At 65.1% G+C, this 19,597-nt stretch carries 20 protein-coding genes and 1 pseudogene; 12 read left to right on the top strand and 9 right to left on the bottom strand.

Features of this window, described 5'->3' with window-relative positions; translation table 11 throughout:
• Window positions 1-7 precede the first annotated feature (7 nt).
• Window positions 8-1,087, bottom strand: a complete 1,080-nt coding sequence (ada, locus tag FJ979_RS17385) for a bifunctional DNA-binding transcriptional regulator/O6-methylguanine-DNA methyltransferase Ada (protein WP_181168579.1) — start codon at window positions 1,085-1,087, stop codon at window positions 8-10.
• 139 nt (window positions 1,088-1,226) lie between these two features.
• Between ada and FJ979_RS17380 the strand changes: the two genes are divergently transcribed.
• Window positions 1,227-1,412, top strand: coding sequence for a transcriptional regulator (locus FJ979_RS17380; RefSeq protein WP_140500052.1), 186 nt, complete (start codon window positions 1,227-1,229; stop codon window positions 1,410-1,412).
• An 87-nt stretch (window positions 1,413-1,499) separates the two neighbouring features.
• Here the strand turns inward: FJ979_RS17380 and FJ979_RS17375 are convergent, their stop codons facing one another.
• Window positions 1,500-2,192 (bottom strand): helix-turn-helix domain-containing protein, encoded by a 693-nt coding sequence (locus FJ979_RS17375; RefSeq protein WP_140500050.1) that lies wholly within the window; start codon window positions 2,190-2,192, stop codon window positions 1,500-1,502.
• 177 nt (window positions 2,193-2,369) lie between these two features.
• On the opposite strand from FJ979_RS17375, the gene FJ979_RS17370 reads away from it, so the two are divergent.
• Both FJ979_RS17370 and FJ979_RS17365 read left to right on the top strand, forming a co-directional pair.
• The gene (locus FJ979_RS17370) at window positions 2,370-2,696 is read left to right on the top strand and encodes a DUF1330 domain-containing protein (RefSeq protein ID WP_140500048.1); all 327 of its coding nucleotides are present in this window, start codon (window positions 2,370-2,372) and stop codon (window positions 2,694-2,696) included.
• Between the two features lie 121 nt (window positions 2,697-2,817).
• Entirely contained in the window at window positions 2,818-3,354 is a 537-nt protein-coding gene (locus FJ979_RS17365; protein ID WP_181168580.1) for a hypothetical protein, read from the top strand.
• Between the two features lie 54 nt (window positions 3,355-3,408).
• On the opposite strand, the gene FJ979_RS17360 is transcribed toward FJ979_RS17365, so the two are convergent.
• Complete coding sequence (locus FJ979_RS17360) at window positions 3,409-4,437, bottom strand: phosphatase PAP2 family protein (RefSeq protein ID WP_224684846.1); 1,029 nt, start codon at window positions 4,435-4,437, stop codon at window positions 3,409-3,411.
• A gap of 306 nt (window positions 4,438-4,743) precedes the next feature.
• Window positions 4,744-5,193, bottom strand: coding sequence for an ester cyclase (locus tag FJ979_RS17355; protein WP_140516026.1), 450 nt, complete (start codon window positions 5,191-5,193; stop codon window positions 4,744-4,746).
• 216 nt (window positions 5,194-5,409) lie between these two features.
• Here FJ979_RS17355 and FJ979_RS17350 point away from each other — a divergent pair, with 216 nt between their 5' ends.
• Window positions 5,410-7,506, top strand: coding sequence for an EAL domain-containing protein (locus tag FJ979_RS17350; protein WP_140582400.1), 2,097 nt, complete (start codon window positions 5,410-5,412; stop codon window positions 7,504-7,506).
• 122 nt (window positions 7,507-7,628) lie between these two features.
• On the opposite strand, the gene FJ979_RS17345 is transcribed toward FJ979_RS17350, so the two are convergent.
• The gene (locus FJ979_RS17345) at window positions 7,629-7,826 is read right to left on the bottom strand and encodes a hypothetical protein (RefSeq protein WP_181165267.1); all 198 of its coding nucleotides are present in this window, start codon (window positions 7,824-7,826) and stop codon (window positions 7,629-7,631) included.
• A 252-nt stretch (window positions 7,827-8,078) separates the two neighbouring features.
• On the opposite strand from FJ979_RS17345, the gene FJ979_RS17340 reads away from it, so the two are divergent.
• Both FJ979_RS17340 and FJ979_RS17335 read left to right on the top strand, forming a co-directional pair.
• Window positions 8,079-8,798, top strand: a complete 720-nt coding sequence (locus FJ979_RS17340; protein ID WP_140582398.1) for a 3-keto-5-aminohexanoate cleavage protein — start codon at window positions 8,079-8,081, stop codon at window positions 8,796-8,798.
• Between the two features lie 148 nt (window positions 8,799-8,946).
• A complete protein-coding gene (locus FJ979_RS17335; RefSeq protein WP_140500038.1) occupies window positions 8,947-9,501 on the top strand; it encodes a cytochrome b in 555 nt (184 codons plus the stop codon).
• On the opposite strand, the gene FJ979_RS17330 is transcribed toward FJ979_RS17335, so the two are convergent.
• The 3 genes from FJ979_RS17330 to FJ979_RS17320 all read right to left on the bottom strand — a co-directional run bounded on the left by FJ979_RS17330 (window position 9,464) and on the right by FJ979_RS17320 (window position 13,555).
• Window positions 9,464-10,585: a serine hydrolase domain-containing protein gene (locus tag FJ979_RS17330; protein WP_140582395.1), complete on the bottom strand. Its 1,122-nt coding sequence runs from the start codon at window positions 10,583-10,585 to the stop codon at window positions 9,464-9,466. The genes FJ979_RS17335 and FJ979_RS17330 overlap by 38 nt on opposite strands.
• 181 nt (window positions 10,586-10,766) lie before the next feature.
• Window positions 10,767-12,371, bottom strand: coding sequence for an ABC transporter substrate-binding protein (locus tag FJ979_RS17325; protein WP_140582392.1), 1,605 nt, complete (start codon window positions 12,369-12,371; stop codon window positions 10,767-10,769).
• A gap of 50 nt (window positions 12,372-12,421) precedes the next feature.
• Entirely contained in the window at window positions 12,422-13,555 is a 1,134-nt protein-coding gene (locus FJ979_RS17320) for an FAD-binding oxidoreductase (protein ID WP_140557854.1), read from the bottom strand.
• A gap of 131 nt (window positions 13,556-13,686) precedes the next feature.
• On the opposite strand from FJ979_RS17320, the gene FJ979_RS17315 reads away from it, so the two are divergent.
• The 3 genes from FJ979_RS17315 to FJ979_RS17305 all read left to right on the top strand — a co-directional run bounded on the left by FJ979_RS17315 (window position 13,687) and on the right by FJ979_RS17305 (window position 16,284).
• Window positions 13,687-14,304, top strand: a complete 618-nt coding sequence (locus FJ979_RS17315; RefSeq protein ID WP_140500031.1) for an XRE family transcriptional regulator — start codon at window positions 13,687-13,689, stop codon at window positions 14,302-14,304.
• A gap of 122 nt (window positions 14,305-14,426) precedes the next feature.
• Window positions 14,427-15,131, top strand: a complete 705-nt coding sequence (locus tag FJ979_RS17310; protein WP_140557856.1) for an SDR family oxidoreductase — start codon at window positions 14,427-14,429, stop codon at window positions 15,129-15,131.
• Window positions 15,132-15,225: 94 nt separating this feature from the next.
• A complete protein-coding gene (locus tag FJ979_RS17305) occupies window positions 15,226-16,284 on the top strand; it encodes a Gfo/Idh/MocA family oxidoreductase (protein WP_140582389.1) in 1,059 nt (352 codons plus the stop codon).
• A 16-nt stretch (window positions 16,285-16,300) separates the two neighbouring features.
• Here FJ979_RS17305 and FJ979_RS17300 read toward each other — a convergent pair whose 3' ends face one another.
• Window positions 16,301-16,948, bottom strand: coding sequence for a DUF922 domain-containing protein (locus FJ979_RS17300; protein WP_140582386.1), 648 nt, complete (start codon window positions 16,946-16,948; stop codon window positions 16,301-16,303).
• A gap of 240 nt (window positions 16,949-17,188) precedes the next feature.
• Here FJ979_RS17300 and FJ979_RS17295 point away from each other — a divergent pair.
• From FJ979_RS17295 to FJ979_RS17285, 3 genes and pseudogenes are all read left to right on the top strand, one after another.
• Window positions 17,189-17,475: pseudogene (locus tag FJ979_RS17295) on the top strand (GIY-YIG nuclease family protein).
• Between the two features lie 215 nt (window positions 17,476-17,690).
• The gene (locus tag FJ979_RS17290; RefSeq protein ID WP_140500024.1) at window positions 17,691-18,143 is read left to right on the top strand and encodes a GNAT family N-acetyltransferase; all 453 of its coding nucleotides are present in this window, start codon (window positions 17,691-17,693) and stop codon (window positions 18,141-18,143) included.
• A 148-nt stretch (window positions 18,144-18,291) separates the two neighbouring features.
• Entirely contained in the window at window positions 18,292-19,491 is a 1,200-nt protein-coding gene (locus FJ979_RS17285; protein ID WP_181167687.1) for a PLP-dependent aminotransferase family protein, read from the top strand.
• Window positions 19,492-19,597: the final 106 nt, after the last annotated feature.

Below are 19,597 nucleotides of genomic sequence, written 5' to 3'. Positions count from 1 at the left end.
CTCCTCCTCAGGCCTCGCGGCCGAGCAGCGCGCGCTTGCGCTCCGCGCCCCAGGCGTAGCCGGACAGGGCGCCGTCCTTGCGGATCACGCGGTGGCAGGGAATGGTGACCGCGAGCGCGTTGGCGGCGCAGGCGCCGGCAACGGCGCGGGTCGCCTTCGGCGCGCCGATGCGCCCTGCTATCTCGGCATAGGAGACGGTGCGGCCGGCCGGGATGTCCCGCAGGGCCTGCCAGACGCGCTGCCGGAACGCGGTGCCGCGCAGGTCGAGCGGCAGGTCGAGACCAAGCCTTGGAGCCTCGACGAAACCGACGACGCGGGCGACGAGCGCCTCATAATCGCGGTCGGCGCCGATCAGGCGCGCCTTGGGGAAACGGTCCTGCAGGTCGCGCACCAGCGCGTCCGGGTCGTCGCCGAGCAGGATCGCGGCGACGCCCTTCCTGCTCGACGCGACAAGGATGGCGCCGAGCGAGCATTCGCCGACGGCGAAGCGGATCTCCTCGCTGGCGCCGCCGGCGCGGTAGCGCGTCGGCGTCATGCCGAGCATGCCGGCCGACTTCTCATAGAAGCGTCCGCTCGAATTGAAGCCGGCATCGTAGATCGCCGCTGTCACGCTGGCGCCGTCTTCCAGGCGCCGGCGCACCCTTTCGGCGCGCCGGGCGGCCGCGTAGTCCTTTGGCGTCAGGCCGGTGACGGCCTTGAAGGTGCGGTGGAAATAGCCGGCGCTGCGGCCGGCGGCGGCGGCCAGTTCACCGAGCGACGGTTCCTCCTCGCTCTGTTCGATCCTGCGGCAGGCCTCGGCCACCATCGCGGCGTTGCCGGCCTCGAGCGAAGGTCCGTCGGGATTGCAGCGCCGGCAGGCGCGAAAGCCGGTCGCCCTGGCCTCGTCCAGCGTGTCGTGGAGTTGCACGTTCTTCGGGTTGGCGCGCCGCGACGGGCAGGAGGGCCGGCAATAGACGCCGGTCGTCGCCACCGAATACCAGAAGCTGCCATCGGCCGATTTGTCGCGCGCCACGACTTGCGTCCAGCGCGGATCGTCGGCGACCGGCAGCGGCGCGGGTTTGAGATCCTTGGCAAGGGTGATGAACATGGCCGGCATTGAAGCCGCAGACGACCCGCGTCGCCACCCGTTTCCTGCCAATTGAGAGGTGGACGCGAGCGTATTCGTCGGGACACACAAAGGACGGGACACACAAAGGATATGACAAGATTGATCCGGAGAAGGTGTGATGGAAAACATTCGACCCCTTAAGACCGAGGCCGATTACGATCGGGCGATTGCCGAAATCATCCAATATTTCGAGAACGAGCCGGAAATCGGCTCTCTTGGCGATTACCGGTTTGATGTTCTCGCGACCTTGATCGACGCTTATGAGGATAAGCACTACCCTATCGAAGCACCCACATCCCGTTGAAGGTTATTCACTCACACATTCAACCTGTCGCGAAAGGCGAAAGCCGCCGCTCCCGGTGCCCGATCGCTGTTCCCCGAGCCCTCGTTTCTACGCCGCCCGTTTGGGCTCGACCGCGAACGGGCTGAGGCCGAGCCAGGTCTGCATCTTCCTTGCGATGTGCTGATCTCCGGTCAAGGCGACCTTCGCGCCGGCCTTCTCGACGGTGATCAATCCCATCCAGATCGCCGTCATCGTGTGCAGGTCGGTCGAGACGTAGAGGTCGATATCGAAGCCCGGATCGTACCAGCACAGATCGACCTCGCCATGCTTTTCGACGATCAGCCACCACGACCGTTTGGACGCCGGCAGCTCCTGGTACAGGAATTGTATCACGGTGCGCCCGTCGGGCAGCGGCGAGGGGTTCAGATTGCGCCGCATGTCCCACATCAGCAGCGACGGATCGAGGTTCTTGAGGGACAGCCGGGACTCGACCCATTTCTGTCCCCAAAAGCCCATCGCCTCGACGACGGGGCGCAAATCCCGGCCGGCCTCCGTCAGCCGGTATTCGGAGATGCCCTTCTCGCCCGGCACCTCCTTGCGCTCGACGATCCCGGCGAGCTCGAGCTCTTTCAGCCGTTGCGACAGAAGGCTGGGCGACATTTTGGGAACGCCGCGGCGCAGGTCGTTGAAACGGGTCGAACCCGCCACCAATTCGCGCATCAGCACCATCGTCCAGCGGGTGCACAGCACCTCGGCGGCCATCGATAGCGGGCAGAACTGCTTGTATCCGTGCTGGGCCATGATCCGACGTCCTCCCTCGAAACTGGGCTGAACATTAGGCCTTCATGAAGGAAGCGGCCAGTACGGAAACTGTACCGGCCCGGTACAGATCGCGGACTGGCCGGCGCCGGCCCTGCCATGCGAGCCCTTTGACCGGCCGCGGGGATCTCCCCTGTGCGCCGTAACAGGGAGAAGACCATGACCACCTACGTAATCGCAGACATCAAGGTGAAGAACCCGCAGTGGATGCCGGCCTACGCCGCATCGGTGCACGACCTCGTCCACAAGCATGGCGGCAAGTATCTGTCGCGCAGCGGCAATGTGAAGACGCTTGAAGGCAAGCCGCTCGACACCACTCTGATCGCGCTGATGGCATTCCCGTCGGAAGCGGCGGCGCGCGCCTTCGCCAACGATCCGGCCTACGCGCCCTTCGTCTCGGCCCGTCAGGACGGTAGCGACAGCCGCTTCCAGATGATCGACAACACAGACCTGGCGGGGACGATCCCGTATCTGCCGAAGGGATGAAGCTTTCCTCCATCCGTCGCATCGCTTTCGGGCTCTCCGAGCAACGACAATCACGGCGCTTGCCTGCCGCGCCTCCGTATTTCCGGCGGCCGGCGCGCTGGGCCTTTTCAAGAAGAATGGAATGAACATGATACGCAAATTCCGCAACGGGCTTCTCATGGCGGGGGCCATGCTGGCCGTCTGCGCCACTTTCGCCCAGGCCCATCAGGACGAGGTCGCATTTACATCCGGCGCGAATCCACTGGCCGGTAAGGTGCGGGCGGCGAACGGCCGGTTCCTCGACGTCAAGGTCGCCACGGACGAAGGCTATGCGCCCATTCCCTGCGCCAGCGGCATCACCGGCGGCGCGATGGGCATTCACTATGTCAACGGGCAATACCTGAAGGACGACAAGATCGACATCGCCCGTCCCGAGGCCGTGATGTACGAGCCGATGGCCGACGGCACACTGAAGCTGGTGGCGGTCGAATACATCACCGCCAAGGGGCCGGCGTCACTGGACGGCCAATTGTTCAACTTCAACAGTGCGCCCAACCGTTACGGCCTGGGCGAATTCTACGAGCTGCATGTCTGGGCCTGGAAGGGCAACCCGACCGGCACCTTCGCCGACATGAACCCGAAAGTGTCGTGCGAACACGCGGCGGCACCCAGCCAGTAAGCAATGAAGCCAGGCGGTGCAGGCCGCCTGGCTCGACGCTGTCCGCTCCGGCCGTTATCGCGGCGCGGGATTAGGGGCCGCCAATCCCGTATCGGAAGTCTGTTGGGCCACGTCGGAAGCCTGCCGCCCGGATGCCGGTAGAACGAAGCGTCCGGTCAGGTACCAGAGCAGAGAGACCACGAGGATCGACAGGTAGCCGTCCACGGCATAGTGCCAGCCGGTATAGACCGAGCCGAACAGGATGAGTGCGGCGAACGACCAGCCGGCAACGGCCCAGCGGCGACCAAAGCCGGTGAGGAAGAAGGCATTGAGCGTGACGATGGCGACATGCATGCTCGGCATCGCCGTGATGCCGCTGCCCAGCGCGGAGCTGCCGCTGTCGTGTGCATCGAGCAGATAGCTGGCGGCGAACCGCACCGGCGAGGCATACGGGTCTGCCATCAGCGCTGCGAGCACCCCGGCAAATCGGCTGCCGCCATAGAACCGGTCGTAGAATATCGGCCCGCTGGATGACAGCATGATTGGAAGAACGGTGCCACACAACATCATGGTGAGCGCGAACGCCCAGAGATAGCGGATGCGCCGGGCGGGACTGTTCCAGAAGGCGACGAAGAGCACGACGCCAAGCCATTGCATGAACCACCAGGACATATAGGCCTTGAAAACCAGCATGGAGGCGGGCTCTGAAACGATGCCGTGCGTCCATACCCAAGGATCGACGCCGTGCAGCCAACGATCGAGGTCGGCCAGCATGGGATCGGCATAGTAAGGCACGATCTCCGGTATGGTGATCCTGAATGTCGTGAAAGCGATGATGCCGAGAAAGAATAGCAAGACGACCCGCGCGGCCGCCGGCCCGCGTTCCTTGAGTATGTGCACCATGAATCTTGTCGGCCTGGGCCCGCCATACACCAATGCCGTTAACCCGAGGCCAACCACCAGCAGCACCGGCAGCAAGCCGAGGAATGTCCCGAAGTACTTTATGGACAGCAGAAGATATCGCTCAGGCCGCAGGCAAAGCGCCGTCGCGACGCAGACCAGGCACAGGCCCGTCAGCAGCCAGCTGCTTCTGGTTGTCGCCACGCCAAAATCAACAGTGGAAACCGATCGGAGATCGCCGCCCTGTGTTCCGGTGTGCCCACTCATCAGGGAGGTCCCGCCAGCTTTCGAACTTGTTATGATTGTTCTGGCGGCAACGTATTAATATCTTGTTGCACCCGTAATGGTGTCTGGTTTCCAATATAATACTCAATAGTGTAGTATTGTATTCAAATACGGGCTGAGGTCGATGGCGGTGCTGGCCCTGTGTTGGGTTGCTGCCAAGAGGCCTTTCGTCACGCACGTGCAATCGAGAGGGACCACTGCCTGGACGGCGATGGTCCCTCTCATTCAAGCCGCCTTGATCAGGCCGAGCTGGGTCAACGCCGCGACGCCGTCGTCGAGGCCGATCTCCTCGACGATCCTGCCCTCGATCACCTTCAGCACCGTGGTGCCGGTGAAGCGCATGGTGCGGCCGGTGGCGGCGGGCAGCGAACCGACGAGGAAATCGCTGAAGGCCGGACCGGCATGGGTGCCGCCGCCTTCCCACTGGCCGACGACATAGTCGCCTTCGGCGATGAGGTCGGCGGTGGCCCAGAAGTTGAGGTCCGGGAAGGCAGCGCGGAAATCGGTCATGAAGGCCTTGATGTCCTCGCGGCCGCGGCGCGGTTCATGCAGCGAATATTTGAGCAGCATGTCGGGCGCGGCGATGGCGTCGACGACGGAAAGATCGCAGGTTTCACCCCAGAAATCAGTGAACCATCTAACGACGACGGCCTTGTTGTCTTCCTGTTTGGTCATGGGAAAAGTCCTCTTGTGTTTGCACGAGATCGCCAGGGCGGGCGGCGACCCCGCGCAAACACTAGGAGGATCGGCGGGCGGGCAAACTCCGCTTCTTGCCCGCCAATCGAAAGTCGGGACCGCAAGCGAGGAACGCGGCGGAGCCACCGGCGTGGTAACGCTTTCTTCTCTGGTTTTGCCGCAGATTGCCCCCGGCGGGGTTGGACGAAACGGAAGATGGCGGGTCAGGACAAGAAAAGCCGTAATGGAACGTTCTGGGAGAAGGCCCTGGAGCGCGCCCAACTTGGCGTCTGGGACTGGGACCTTCGGACAGGCGAGTGTTTCTATTCCGCCACCTGGGCGCGGATGCTGGGCTATGACGAAAGCGAGCTTGCCAACAGCAGCGACCTCTGGCTGCGGCTTACCCATCCCGACGATCGCGAGCAGGCGCTGGCCAGCGGCGACCGTCACATCGCCGGCCTGACCGACACCATCGAGACCGAGCTCAGGCTCCGGCACAAGCAAGGCCACTGGGTCTGGGTGCTCGACCGCGGCGGCATCGTCGAACGCGACCGCGACGGCCAACCGATCCGGCTGATGGGCGTGCAGACCGATATTTCGAAACAGAAGGCGGCAGAGGCCGCGCTGGAACAGGTCAACATCCGCTTCCGCCTGGCGCTCGCGGCCAGCGGCACCGGCATCTGGCACTACGACATCGCCAGCAACAAAAGCTATTGGGATTCCCGCACCAGGGAAATATTCGGCCTTGTCGCCGTTACCGACGAGGTGACGGCAGACCTATGGCACAGCTACCTGCATCCCGACGACAAGCAGGCGGCCGAACGCGCCCACAGGGCGCCGCTGGAAACCGACGGCGTCATTGCCGCGCAATACCGCATCATCAGGCGCGACGGCGAGATCCGTCATGTCGAATCGCTGGTGCGTTTCGTCGCCGCCGCTGGTGCCGCCGGCCAGATCCTCGGCACGGTGCGCGACATCACCGAGGACAAGCTGCGCGAACAGGAACTGGCCTATGCCGCCCGCCACGACGCGCTGACCGGCCTGTGGAACCGCGCCGCCTTCGACAGGCTGCTTGGCGAGCATATCGCGGCGGGAGCGCCGCTGGCGGTGTTCTATGTCGATCTTGATTACTTTAAGGCGCTCAACGACTTCGCCGGGCATGCCGCCGGCGACCTGGCGCTGAAGAGCGTCGCGGGGGGCATACGCGGCTGCCTGCCGCCGTCGGCGCATGCGGCGCGCCTGGGCGGTGACGAGTTCGCGCTGCTGGTGCCGCATTGCGACGCGGTGCAGGCCGAGCGGATCGCCGGCGCCGTGCTTGGGGCGGTGCGCGAGGCCGATCTCGGCCCGGCCGCGTCATCGCGCCGACTGGCGGCCTCGATCGGCATCGCCTTCATCGATGACGCCACGACCACCGTGGCCGATGCGCTGGCTTGCGCCGACGACGCCTGCTACGCGGCCAAGGCGGCGGGGCGCAACCGCTTCGCGGTGTTTTCGGCCGCGGCGCGATCTGGGGCCGCCGGCCTCAATGCGGCGCGCATCGCAGCCGACACCGTCGATGCCATGGACGACGGGCGGCTGAAACTGTTCGGCCAGGAAATCCATCTCCTGGGAAAGCCATGGCAAGAGTGCCGGCACGTCGAAGTGCTGGCGAGGCTCGCCGCGCGCAACGGGCGGCTGGTGCCGCCGGGCGAATTCATCCCGGTGGCCGAGCGTTTCGGCATCGCCTCGAAACTCGACCGCTGGATCATTCGCACGGCGCTGTTGCGGCACGGACCGGCGCTGCGTGCCGGGGCGCTGACGCTCGGCTTCAACCTGTCGGCTCAGACATTGAGCGATCCGGGGCTGTGGGATTTCGTCGACAACACCATCGAGGAAACCGGAGCGCCGCATTCCGGCATCGGATTCGAGATCACCGAAACCGCGGCCGTCACCAATTTCGACGCCGCCGAGGACTTCGTGCGCAAGGCGCGCGAGCGACGCTGCCGGGTCAGCCTCGACGATTTCGGCGCCGGCATGAGCTCGTTCGAGTATCTCAGGCGCTTTCCCGTCGATGCGATCAAGATCGACGGCTCGTTCATCGAACATATCACCGACAGCCGCTTCGATCGCGAGATCGTGCTGGCGATGACCGGCATTGCCAGGAGCCTCGACTTCGCCGTGGTGGGCGAGAAGATCGAACGGCACGATACGCTGGCCATGCTCCAGGACATGGGCGTCGCCTACGGCCAGGGCTTCTTTCTGCATCGTCCCGAGCCGCTGGAGGCGATCGTTTCGCGCGCGACGGCCGGAACGCCCGGCAGGCGGCGCGCCTGAAGCGGGCAAGCCGCCCGCCAGAATCGCCGAGCTACTCCAACACTCCATTAGGCAATCCCGAAGAGCTGTTAAGCACGGCCCCTGGAACGGCTCCGGGCGGTCGGCCGGGCGTGGCGGAACGATCACTGGCGGTCGGCGAACCGTGCCGATCGCGGAAACTCCAACACCTCTGCCTCCGATCGCCTGTGCTGCGCCTCCGCGACCGCTTCGATCAGCAGGTCGAGGGCTTCGCATGCCGAGCGGCTTGTCTCGTCATCGCCGCGCAAATAGTGATAGGCGCGTTCGAGATGCACCCGGGCGGCTGAAAAATCGCTGGTCAATGATCCCTCCATTACCTCGCCCTAATATATCTTGGCCGGTCTGGCGGAACACAGGGTAAATATCCACAGGCGGATTTTATTCAAATGCCGGGATTCCGATAAGGAAGAGCGAGTCCGTGGAACTGCCGATCTCCTCCACAAGGGGGAGATCGGCAGTCTCACCGGCCGCTGTCAGGAGAGACAACGCCCAACTCTTTGCCATGCCTTGCCACGCAGCTAGAGTGCTGGCTCCCTTGTCCGAGGATGGCAGCCATGATCGTACAGGCCTGCATCAATGGCGCACGACCGCGCGATTTTCATCCGAAATTGCCGCTGACGGCGCAGGCGATGGCGAGCGATGCGGCCGCCTGCGTCGCCACGGGCGCGGCCGAGCTGCACATCCATCCGCGCGGCGCGGACGGGCGCGAGAGCCTGGCCGCCGTGGACGCGACCGTGCTGGCGGTGCGCCGGGCCTGTCCCGGCACGCTGATCGGCGTGTCGACAGGCGCCTGGATCGAGAATGACGTCGAGCGCACCCGCGCGGCGATCGCCGGCTGGCGCGAACTGCCCGATTATGCCTCGGTCAATCTTTCGGAGGCCGACGCGCCCGGCGTGATGGAGCTTTTGCGCCAGCGCGGCGTCGGCATCGAGGCCGGCCTTGCCACAACGGAAGATACCGAGCGGTTCGTCAGTCTTGCCGATCACGGCCGGGTGCTGCGCATCCTGATCGAGATCGACATACAGGAATTGCCCGCCGCACTCGCCGAGGCGCACGGCATCGCCGCCGTGCTGGACCGCGCCGGGGTGCGGCGGCCGATCCTGCTGCACGGCGCCGATGCCACGGTCTGGCCGTTCGTGGAGCTCGCGCGTCGAAGGCGCTGGTCGACGCGGGTCGGACTGGAAGACGGCAGGACGCTTCCCGATGGAAAGGTGGCGCAGGACAATGCGGAGATCGTCGCGGCCGCGGCGGCGGTGTTTTGGTCGAAAACCTGAAGGGTTTCAAGCGGCTTGGCTGTGCAGCCGGTGCGACAAGCCGATCCGACCTGCTCCGCCATAAATCGTTCTCACTCGAGGCGCAGCTAAATAAAGGCAAATTCGGCCTGGCGCGGGGAGCCTTGTGCAACTGCCGCGGAGTTCCTGCATGTCACTGTCCGGTACCACAACTCGCTACGGAAGCCTTGCCCAGGCATTCCACTGGTTGACGGCACTGCTCGTGCTCATCGCCTTCCTGGTCTCGGCAGGCGGCCCTCCTACGCGCGTTTATTCAGCGCCCAGGGCCTCGATGCTGCTGCTTCATGAATCGCTCGGCTTCGCGGTTTTCTGGCTGCTGGTGATCCGCCTGGCCTGGCGGCTGTTCGATCGCATTCCCGATGCTCCGTCCATGCCCGCCTGGATGTATGTCGGGTCGAAGGCGGTACATTGGGCGCTCTACGCGTTGATGTTCGCTGTGCCGGTGACCGCCATGCTCGGCGCATGGTTTGGCGGCCATCCGGTCACGGTGTACGGCTTCGGTCCGATCGGTCCGCTTTTCGCCCCATGGGACGTCGGCGCTTCGCTGGCGGAAATCCACGGCACGCTTGGCGACATCCTCATGTGGCTGGCCGGCCTGCACGCCGCGGCGGCCGTCTTCCACCACGTTCTTCTGCGAGATCGCGTGCTCAGCCAGATGCTGCCCGGCTTGGCTGCTCCAGAATGATCCGGATCGCCCGATCCACCACGGGATGCAGGCCGCTGGCCTGGAAGGACAGGCGGTTGCCGGAGCCGACATTGCTGGTCATGGCGATGGTAAGACCGGTCGCCGGATCATGCAGCATGACCGCGACATAGCCCGGAATGCTGCCCTGATGGCCGTAGAAGGCGCGGTCGGCATAGGCGCTCTGGAACATGCCGGCGCCGGTCTCGCGCATGCGGGTGCCCGGGAAGCTCGCCGGCACGCGGCGTTCGAACATCTCGGCGAAGAAAGGCGGCGACAAGAGCTTGCCGGAGAACAGGCTGCGCATGAAGCTCACCATGTCGGACGGCGTCGACACCATGTCGCCGCAGCCATAGGCGGCGCCGAATGGGAAGGAATCGGAAGAATCCTGCAATTCGTCGGAGTAGGGCAGCACGCCGTCCATGCGCCACATCTCGCCGCCGGAAGCGATGTCTGTCGGTGCGCCCGGCGCCAGCGGCGGCCGGTGGTAGTAGCCGCGCACCATCGACCTTTCCGGGAATGCTTCGGTGGCTGGCGACCAGGTGTTTTCCAGGGCGAGCGGCCGCAGGACCGCGCTTCTGACATAGGCGCCGAGCGACTGGCCGGTGACGGCCTCGATCACCATGCCGGCCAACACATAGCCGGTGTTGTTGTAGACAGCGGGTCCGCCCGGTGCCTTCTGTTTGTCGGAGGCGAAGGCGATGTCGACCAGCTGCTGCGGCGTCCATTGCCGGCCCGGATCCATCGGTATGTAATATTCGAATTCCGGCAGGCCGCTGCGATGGTTGATCAGCTGGCGCACCGAAATATTCCCTGCGCCCGGCAGATCCGGGAACCAGGAGGAGATCGGCGCGCCGAGCTCGAGCTTGCCGGTCTCGGCGAGCTTGACCAGGGCGGCGGCGACGAAGGTCTTGGTGCAGCTGCCGATCTTGAACAACTGGTCCGGTGTGACTGATGTGCCATGTGCGCGATCGGCTAGGCCCGCGGTGACGGCGATTGGCGCGGCGCCTGTCGAATAGGCCAGCGAGGCACCCACCGCGCCGTCGGCGAGGTAGCTGTTGAGGAGGGAGGTCAGGTCTTTCGGCATTGATATCGCTTTCTTTTTTCCTTCTCCCCCTGTGGGAGAAGGTGGCCTCGCGAAGCGAGGTCGGATGAGGGGTGCTCCAGGGAACACCAACGTCTCATTCCGCTGGAACACCCCTCATCCGTCTCGGCGCTGCGCGCCGATCCACCTTCCCATATGGGGGAAGGACAGGGAGCGCCTGCCCTCACTCAGCCACATCGACCGCGGCGAAATTCTGCCGGCCGAAGGGGTCGAGGATGTAGTTGAGCACGCTCTTGCGGATCGGGATCGCCACCAGCGAATGGGCGATCGGCGCCACCGGCACCTCGGCCTTCAGGATTGCCTGCGCCCTGCCGTAGATCGCGGCGCGTTCTTTCGGGTCGGCGGCGACGCGGCCTTCATCCAGCAGCTTCTCGAAATCCTTGTCGCACCAGCGCGACCGGTTCGAGCCACCCTTCACGCCGTCGCAGGACAGGAGATAGCTCAGCATGTTGTCGGGATCGCCATTGTCGCTGCTGCCGCCGAGCAGGAAAGCGTCCTGCTCGCCCGCGGCGGTGCGCTTGAGATATTCGCCCCATTCGAAGCTGACGATCTCGGACTGCACGCCGACCTTCGCCCAGTCGGCCTGGATCATCTCGGCCATGCGCTTGGCGTTGGGGTTGTAGGGGCGCGACACCGGCATCGCCCATAGGCTGATCTTGAGGCCGCTTTCGTGGCCTGCTTCCTTCAGCAGTTTCTTCGCGCCGTCGGGATCGTAGTCGATGCCGGCATCGGTGACGGCGCCGAGCTGCGCCGGCGGCACGACGCTGCCGGCAACCGTGCCGGCGCCGGCATAGACGGCATCGACGATTGCCTTGCGGTCGACGGCCTTGGCAAGCGCGGTGCGCACGCGGACATCGCCCAGCGGCTGATGTTCGACGTTGAAGCCGAGGATGCCGATATTCTGGCCCTTGAGGTCGAGGACCGTGATGTCTGGATCGGCGCGCAATTCGGCGACGGCACTGGGCGGGGGCGGGGCCGCCACCTGGCATTCATTGGCCTTGAGGCGCTCGACGCGGGTGGTCGGCTCGGGCGTGACGGCGAAGACCAGCGTGTCGATCTTCGGCGCGCCGCGCCAGTAATCCTTGTTGGCGGCGTAGCGCACCTGGCTGTCGGGCACATAGGCCTCGAGCATGAACGGGCCGGTCCCGACCGGCTGGCTGTCGATCAGCTCCGGCGTGCCGGCGGCCACCATCTTTTCGGTCTGCTCCAGCGACAAGATCGAGAGGTAGTCGAGCGCCAGCCCGGCCAGGAAGGTGACGTTGGGGGCCGTCAGCGTGAAGCGCACGGTGTAATCGTCGACCTTGTCTATTTTGTCGATCAGCGTGCCCATGCCCAGCGCGTTGAAGTATTCGTAAGAGCCGCCGCCGAGCTTGTGGTAGGGATTGTTGGCGTCGCGCTGGCGGTTGAACGTGTAAAGGACGTCGTCCGCGTTGAACTCGCGCGTCGGCGTGAAATGCTCGTTCGACTGGAATTTCACGCCTTGGCGCAGGTGGAATGTGTAGGTCTTGCCGTCCGGCGAGACATCCCAGCTCTCGGCCAGCGCCGGTCCGACTTCGGTCGTGCCCGGCTTGAACTCCACCAGCCGGTTGAAGATCGTCTTGGCGGCGGCATCCATGGTGGAGTCGGCGATGCCGATCGCCGGGTTGAAGGTCTCGGGATTGGCCTCCGAGCAATAGACGAGCGTCTTGGCATGAGCCTGCCCGCCGAGAAGGACGGACGAGGCCAGAAGGGTCGAGCCAAGCACTGTGCGCAGAACGGTGGATTTCATCGCAAACGCTCCTGATGACACTTTTTCTGGTTGAGGGAAGGGCATGAAATTCATGGCTTCGCCGCCGGGGCCAGGAAGCGGTCGGGCGCCAGCCCCGCGGCGGTGACGCCAAGCGCGGTGACATCGTCGGGCAAGGGTTGGCCGCGCATCAGCGCCGAGCCGAGCCGCGCCAATGTCAGCGACACCTGGAAACCATAGCCGCCCTGGCCGCCGAGCCAGAAGAGGCCGGGCAGGCGCGGGTCGAAGCCGGCGACCGGCGTGCGGTCGGGCGCGAAGGTGCGCAGGCCGGCCCAGGGCGTCGACGGGCGGCCTATGCGCATGGACGTTGCCTGCTCGATCCGGTCGACGGCGATGGCGACGTCGATGTCTTCCGGCCAGGCGTCGCAAGGCTCGGAATCGGTTTCGTCGGCCAGCGAGCCGATCAGCCTGCCCGCGTCTGGCTTGAAGTAGAATTGTTCGTGCAGATCGACCACCAGCGGCCAGCCGGCAATGTCGGCGCCCGCAGGCGGGTCGAACAGGAAGGCGGTGCGCCGCTTGGGCTGGAAGCCGAGGCCGGTGAGCCCCGCCAGGCCGGCCACGACATCGACCCAGGCGCCGGCGGCGTTGACGACGATGTCGGCGGGATAGGCGCCGGCACTGGTGGCGACGCGCAAGCCATTGCCGGCGGGCGCGACCTCGCGCACCTCTTCGCTCGTGCGCATGATGCCGCCCCTGGCCTTCAGTGCCGAAGCGCAGGCCGCAAGCATCTTGCCGGTATCGACGTCCACCGCACCCGGTTCATGGACACCGCCGCATGTGGTTTGCGGATCGATGACGGGAACCAGCGCATGCAGCTCAGCGGCGGAGAGGCGGCGTACGCTCGGCACCATGGCCTGCAATTCGCCGGCCAGCCGGTCGACGGCCGCGCCGTCATCGGCGCGGCCGACATGCAGCGCGCCACGTTGATGCGCGACGAAGCCGCCGTCGAAGATCGCCCGGCGGCTCGCCAGCGTCAGCGCGCGCACCAGGCGGTTGCCATAAGTCTCGGTGAACAGGGCGGCCGAGCGGCCGCTGGCATGATAGCCCGGCTGGCTCTCGCGCTCGATGAGGGTGACGTCGGCCCAGTCCGCCACCTCGGCGGCAAGCGAGAGGCCGGCAATGCCGCCGCCGATGACGACGATTTTCGGGAGTGAATTCGACTGCATCGTTCAGTCGTAAAAATAATTTCTTATCCAGTCAATATTTAGCGTATAAGAAAATTGTTGGCGTTGTTGATGACGGCGGGAAGTTCAATTACCTAGGATGGAGCGGCGCGATCCCGCGGCATGGAGCTGATATGTCGGAGCAACCGAAGCTGGGTGATTGCCTGCGCGGCTTGAGGAAGACGCATGGCTGGACCCTTCAGGAGGTGAGCAGGCTCACCGGGGTCGCAGTGTCGACGCTGTCCAAGGTCGAGAACGACCAGATGTCGCTGAGTTACGACAAGCTGCTGCAGATCTGCGAAGGGCTCGGCATCCATGTAACGGAACTGCTCAGCGGCGACCGCAAGCAGCCGGCGGCGCGCACCCGCCGCTCCGTGACGTCACCGTCCAACACACTGCGCCAGCTGACCCGCAATTACGACTACCGGTATCTGGCCACCGACCTGGTGCGCAAGCGCATGGTGCCGATCCACGCCTATGCGCGCGCCCGCACGCCCGAAGAGTTCGGCCCGCTGACGAAACATGCCGGCGAGGAATTTTTGATCGTGCTCAAGGGCGAGATCGAACTGCACACCGACCAGTACGCGCCGGTGCGGCTGAAACAGGGCGAGAGCGTCTATATCGATTCCACCATGGGCCACGCCTACCTCTCGGTGGGCGAGGGCGACGCCGAAATGCTGTGCGTCTGCTCCGGCGACGAGCCCGACATGGAAGGCACGCTGCTCAGCGTGCTGGAGACGGTGGAAGGCTAGGGCGGTTGGCGCGTCGCATTTTTCTGCAGGTCGGTTCAGCCTTTCTGGTTCGAAGCGGCCGACGAAACCGGCTATATGACCGCTGAACCGCAACTCCCGCCAACCCTTGAGAGGAAAACCCAATGAGTTCAGAAAAAGTGGCTGTCATCGTGGCGGGCGGCAGCGGCATGGGGGCGGCAGCGGCCAAGCGGCTGGCGGCGGACGGGTTCAAGGTCGCCATCCTGTCTTCGTCCGGCAAGGGCGAGGCGCTGGCCAAGGAACTGGGCGGCATCGGTGTCACCGGTTCCAACCAGTCGAACGAGGATCTGCGGCGCCTCGCGGACCTGACGCTGGAGCACTATGGCCGCATCGACGTTCTGGTCAACAGCGGCGGCCACGGGCCGCGCGCGCCGATCCTGGAGATCACGGACGAACAGTGGCACGCCGGCATGGACGTCTACCTGCTCAACGTCATCCGGCCGGTGCGCATCGTGGCGCCGCAGATGGTCAAGCAGAAGGCCGGCGCCATCATCAACATCTCGACCGCCTGGGTGGTGGAGCCGAGCCCGATGTTCCCGACCTCGGCCGTGTTCCGCGCCGGCCTTGCCGCCTATACCAAGATATTCGCCAACACTTATGCAGCGGACAATGTGCGCATGAACAATGTGCTGCCCGGCTGGATCGACAGCCTGCCGGCGACGGAAGAACGCCGCGACTCCGTGCCCATGCAGCGCTACGGCACGTCGGAAGAGATCGCCGCGACCATCGCCTTCCTGGCTTCGGAAGGCGCCGGCTACATCACCGGCCAGAACATCCGCGTCGACGGCGGGATCATTCGCGCTATTTGAGGCGGGTCCGGGAGGGAAGGCCTGTCCGACCCGCGTCGCGGAGGGGATCCGGCATCCCGCCTGGCGCGACGACATCTCGCACCAAGGAGGAAAAATGCGGCTTCTGATACTTGGCACCGGCTGGATGGCGCAGGAACATGCACGGCAATTCAGCGCCATCGATGGCGTCGACATTGTCGGGGCCGTCGACCTCGATCCGGCGCGCGTCGGCGAATTCGCCGACGGCTTCAACATCCCCAACCGCTTCACCGTGCTGGAGGAGGCGCTGCAATGGGGCGCCTTCGACGCCGTGGCCAATGTCACGCCGGACCGCATCCACCACCCGACCACCATGAAACTGATCGCAGCCGGCAAGCCGGTGCTGTGCGAGAAGCCGCTGGCCGAGAATTTCGGCAAGGCGATCGAGATGGCCGAAGCCGCCGAGGCTGCCGGCATCGTCAACATGGTGAACCTCACCTATCGCAATGTCGCGGCGCTGCAGAAAGCCCGCCGGATGGTGCAGGCCGGCGAGATCGGCACGGTCCGGCATGTCGAGGCGTCCTATCTGCAGAGCTGGCTGGTGTCGAAATTCTGGGGCGACTGGCGCAGCGACCCGAAATGGCTCTGGCGGCTGTCGCTCGGCCACGGCTCCAACGGCGTGCTTGGCGATGTCGGCATCCACATCCTCGATTTCGCCAGCTATGGCGCGGCCCTCGGCATCGATCATGTGTTCTGCCGGCTGCGTTCCTTCGACAAGGCGCCGGGCAACCGCATCGGCGACTACGGGCTCGACGCCAATGACAGTTTCGCCATGACGGTGGATTTCTCCAACGGCGCCTTCGGCGTGGTGCATGCCAGCCGCTGGGCGACCGGCCATCTCAACGAATTGCGCCTGCGCATCTATGGCGATCGAGGCGGTCTCGAAGTGGTGCACAATCTCGACGGCTCGTCGCTCAAGGCTTGCCTCGGCGAAAATGTCGACGACGGGATATGGGAAGAGCTCGACGCCGGCACGGTGGCGACCAACTACCAGCGTTTCGCCGACGCGGTGCGGACCGGCGTGCAGGCCGAACCGTCCTTCCGCCACGCCGCCGACTTGCAGAAGGTGCTGGATCTGGCCGTGGTGTCGGACGAGAAGCGGGCGGAGCTCGCGGCGAGCGCGCAGACGCGGTAAGGGTGGCGCCTTCCTCTCAGGGACCGGTCACGAGGCCAAAAACCAGTTTTTGCAAATTGCCGCCATTGCCGAATTCGACGCGGTCGAAATCGCGGCTTGCCTGCCGCTGCGCCCGCGACAATTCGGAGAGGCGCCTGGTCATCTCGGTCCGGATCTTGGCGCATTTGGGATCGTCGGCAACCCTGAGGCCGACGGTCGCCGCCTCGATCTTGCGCACCATGGCGATAATATCGGCGCCATGCACCTTCTCATGGGCGGCGACGCCGGCGATGAAGCTGTCCCAGCTCTTCTGCACGGCCGGCGGCAGGGACCCTGACGGCTTCGGCAAGGCATAGGTGATGATGAGTTTCGGGCTGGCCGATGCCAGGACGCAATCGCCGCCTTTGTTCTGGTAGTCCCTGGTCCAGGTCAGCTTGAAATTGGTGTAGGCGATGGTGCGCGTTTTGGCGCCGCGGATCAGCGGTCCGTTCTCGCCGATCGACCGGTAGAGCTCCTGTCCGGTCCGGCCCGAGATGGCGTAGGGCTCGATCGTCTCGACCGGCTTCCATTGGGCATAGGCGACAAGCGGCAAGGCGAGCACCGCGACCAACGACAGGCACAGACGAACACACGCTCTCAACACCGCTCTCCGCGAAACCAGGACCGGCGCCGACGCCAATGCCATCTTGTGGCTTTCCTATAGGCTGCCGGCGGGTGCTGCAAATGTGTTGGAGGGAGGCGCTGGCGCCGTGCGGCAAGACCAGGATGGGTATGGGGTTGAAGAAGTTCCCTCGGTTCGTCATCCTAGGGCGGAGCAAGGAGCGAAGCGACGCGGCGCAGGCCCTAGGATCCATGCCGTGACACCTGCCGAAGAATGCAGCGAATCAGGATGTTCTCCCAACGCATGGCCCGATAGCCCCGACACATGACCGGCTATGTCTACATGACCGCCAGCCAGAAGGGCGGCACCATTTACATCGGCGTCACAAACGATCTCGGTCGTCGTATGCCAGAACACAAGTCGGCCAGGGTTCGCGCTTCACCAGCCAATATGGCGTGCAGCGACTGGTCTGGTACGAGGAGTATTTCGATATCACGGACGCCATCCAGCGCGAGAAATCGCTCAAGCGCTGGCGGCGGCAATGGAAGGTCGAACTGATCGAAAAGGCCAATCCTGAATGGTTCGAGCTGTTTCGTGGAACAGGATGGTAGCCAGGGGCCACTTCGTCCTCGGGTTGACTCGGGGCATGTCGCGGTGCTCGGTGATCGAAATTCCGCACGGTAGCGGCGCTCCCATGTCACGGCATGGATCCCAGGGTCTCCGCGACGGAGCTTCGCTCCTGCTTCGCCCTAGGATGACGAAGATAGGGTGGGGCTTCCAAACCAACGGCCTTGCCGGCGCCGGCGCGTCGCCGTAAGTCGTGCTCATGATCACCTTCCGCAAGGCCCTGGCCTCCGACCTGCCTGCCCTCGTGGCCATGCTGGCGGACGATCCGCTTGGCGCGGCCAGAGAGGATGCCTCGCTGCCGCTGGCGCAGGGCTATGTCGATGCCTTCAACGCCATCGATGCCGACCCCAACCAGTTGCTGGCGGTGGCGGTCGATGGCGCCGACGTGGTCGGCACCTTGCAGATCAGCTTCCTTGCCGGGCTGTCGCGCAAGGGCGCCTGGCGCGGTCAGATCGAGGCGGTGCGGGTCGCCGGGCACCGCCGTTCCGAAGGCATAGGCAGGCTGATGATCGAATGGGCTGTTGATCAATGCCGGGCGCGCGGTTGCGGCCTCGTCCAGCTCACCACCGACAAGACCAGAGCGGACGCGCACCGCTTCTATGAAAGCCTCGGCTTCACCGGCACCCATCTCGGCTACAAGAAGACCTTGTAGCGCAGGCGGGGCCGTCGCTTTCCGCTAAGGCGGGCGGCTGGCGCATGCGGGAAGGCTAGCAGGCCCTATTCAATTTGCGGCGAGACCAGATATAGGTCAGCTAAGTTGACCTATATTCGATGCGTCCGGGGAGGCGTGCTTGACCCTTATGAACCTGTTGGCGTCGCGCTCGTCGCGCATGAAGGCCTCGGAAATCCGCGAGCTGCTGAAGCTGCTCGACCAGCCGGACATCATCTCCTTCGCAGGCGGCATTCCCGATCCGGCGCTGTTTCCGGCCGAGGCGATCCGCGACGCCTATGCCGACGTGCTCGGCGGCGGCGAGGCGGGGGCCGCGCTTCAGTACCAGGTGAGCGAGGGCTATCTGCCGCTGCGGCGATGGATCGCCGGGCAGATGGGCAAGCTCGGCGTCGCCTGCGAGGAAGCCAACATCTTCATCACTTCGGGCTCGCAGCAGGCGCTCGATTATATCGGCAAGCTGCTGCTGTCGCCCGGCGACACCGCACTGGTGACGTGGCCGACCTATCTCGGCGCGCTGCAAGCCTTCAACGCCTATGAACCGCGCTACGACCGGCTGCGGCCGGAAGGCGGTAACATGACGCCGGATGCCTATCGCGCGGCGGCGGCGGCGAATGGCGGCCGGGTCAAGTTCGCCTATCTGGTGCCGGATTTCGCCAACCCGACCGGCAACACGCTGGACAGGCAGCAGCGCGAGGCGGTGCTCGACCTTGCCGGCGAGCTCGACATCGCAATCGTCGAGGACGCCGCCTACCGGGCGCTGCGCTATGATGGCGAAAGCGTGCCGCCGATCCTGGCGCTGGACTGCGCCCGATCCGGCGGCATCGACAAGGCGCGCACGCTCTATTGCGGCTCGTTCTCGAAGATCCTGTCGCCGGGCATGCGCGTCGGCTGGGTCTGCGCGCCGCGTCACGTGGTGGAGAAGCTGGTGCTGATGAAGCAGGCTTCCGACCTGCACAGCCCGTCGATCAACCAGATGGTGATGCACCGGGCGGCCGAAGCGGTGTTCGAGGCCCAGGTCGAAAAGCTGATCGGCGCCTATCGCGAACGCCGCGACGGCCTGCTCGGCGCGCTCGCGGCCAACATGCCGGAAGGCGTGACCTGGAGCCGCCCGGAAGGCGGCATGTTCGTCTGGGTGACGCTGCCGGAAGGCGCTGACGCCACCACGCTCCTGGCGCGCTCGGTGAAGGAGGCGCGTGTCGCCTTCGTGCCCGGCAGCGCCTTCTTCGCCGATGGCACCGGGCGCAACACGCTGCGGCTGTCCTTCACGCTCGCTGACCGGCGCGCGGTGAGCGAGGGCATTCCGCGGCTGGCGGCGCTGCTCAAGGCTTAAGGCGCCGGCCAAACGACGGCGCATCGCTCCAGCGGCGAACAAACCCGGGTTGCCCTGACTTGTTGCGGGTGCAAAATAGCCTTGTGTCCACGAACGCGGGTTCATG

This window comes from Mesorhizobium sp. B1-1-6, from assembly GCF_006443035.1.
Lineage (GTDB): Bacteria > Pseudomonadota > Alphaproteobacteria > Rhizobiales > Rhizobiaceae > Mesorhizobium.
This window is presented reverse-complemented; position numbering and strand designations above follow the sequence as displayed.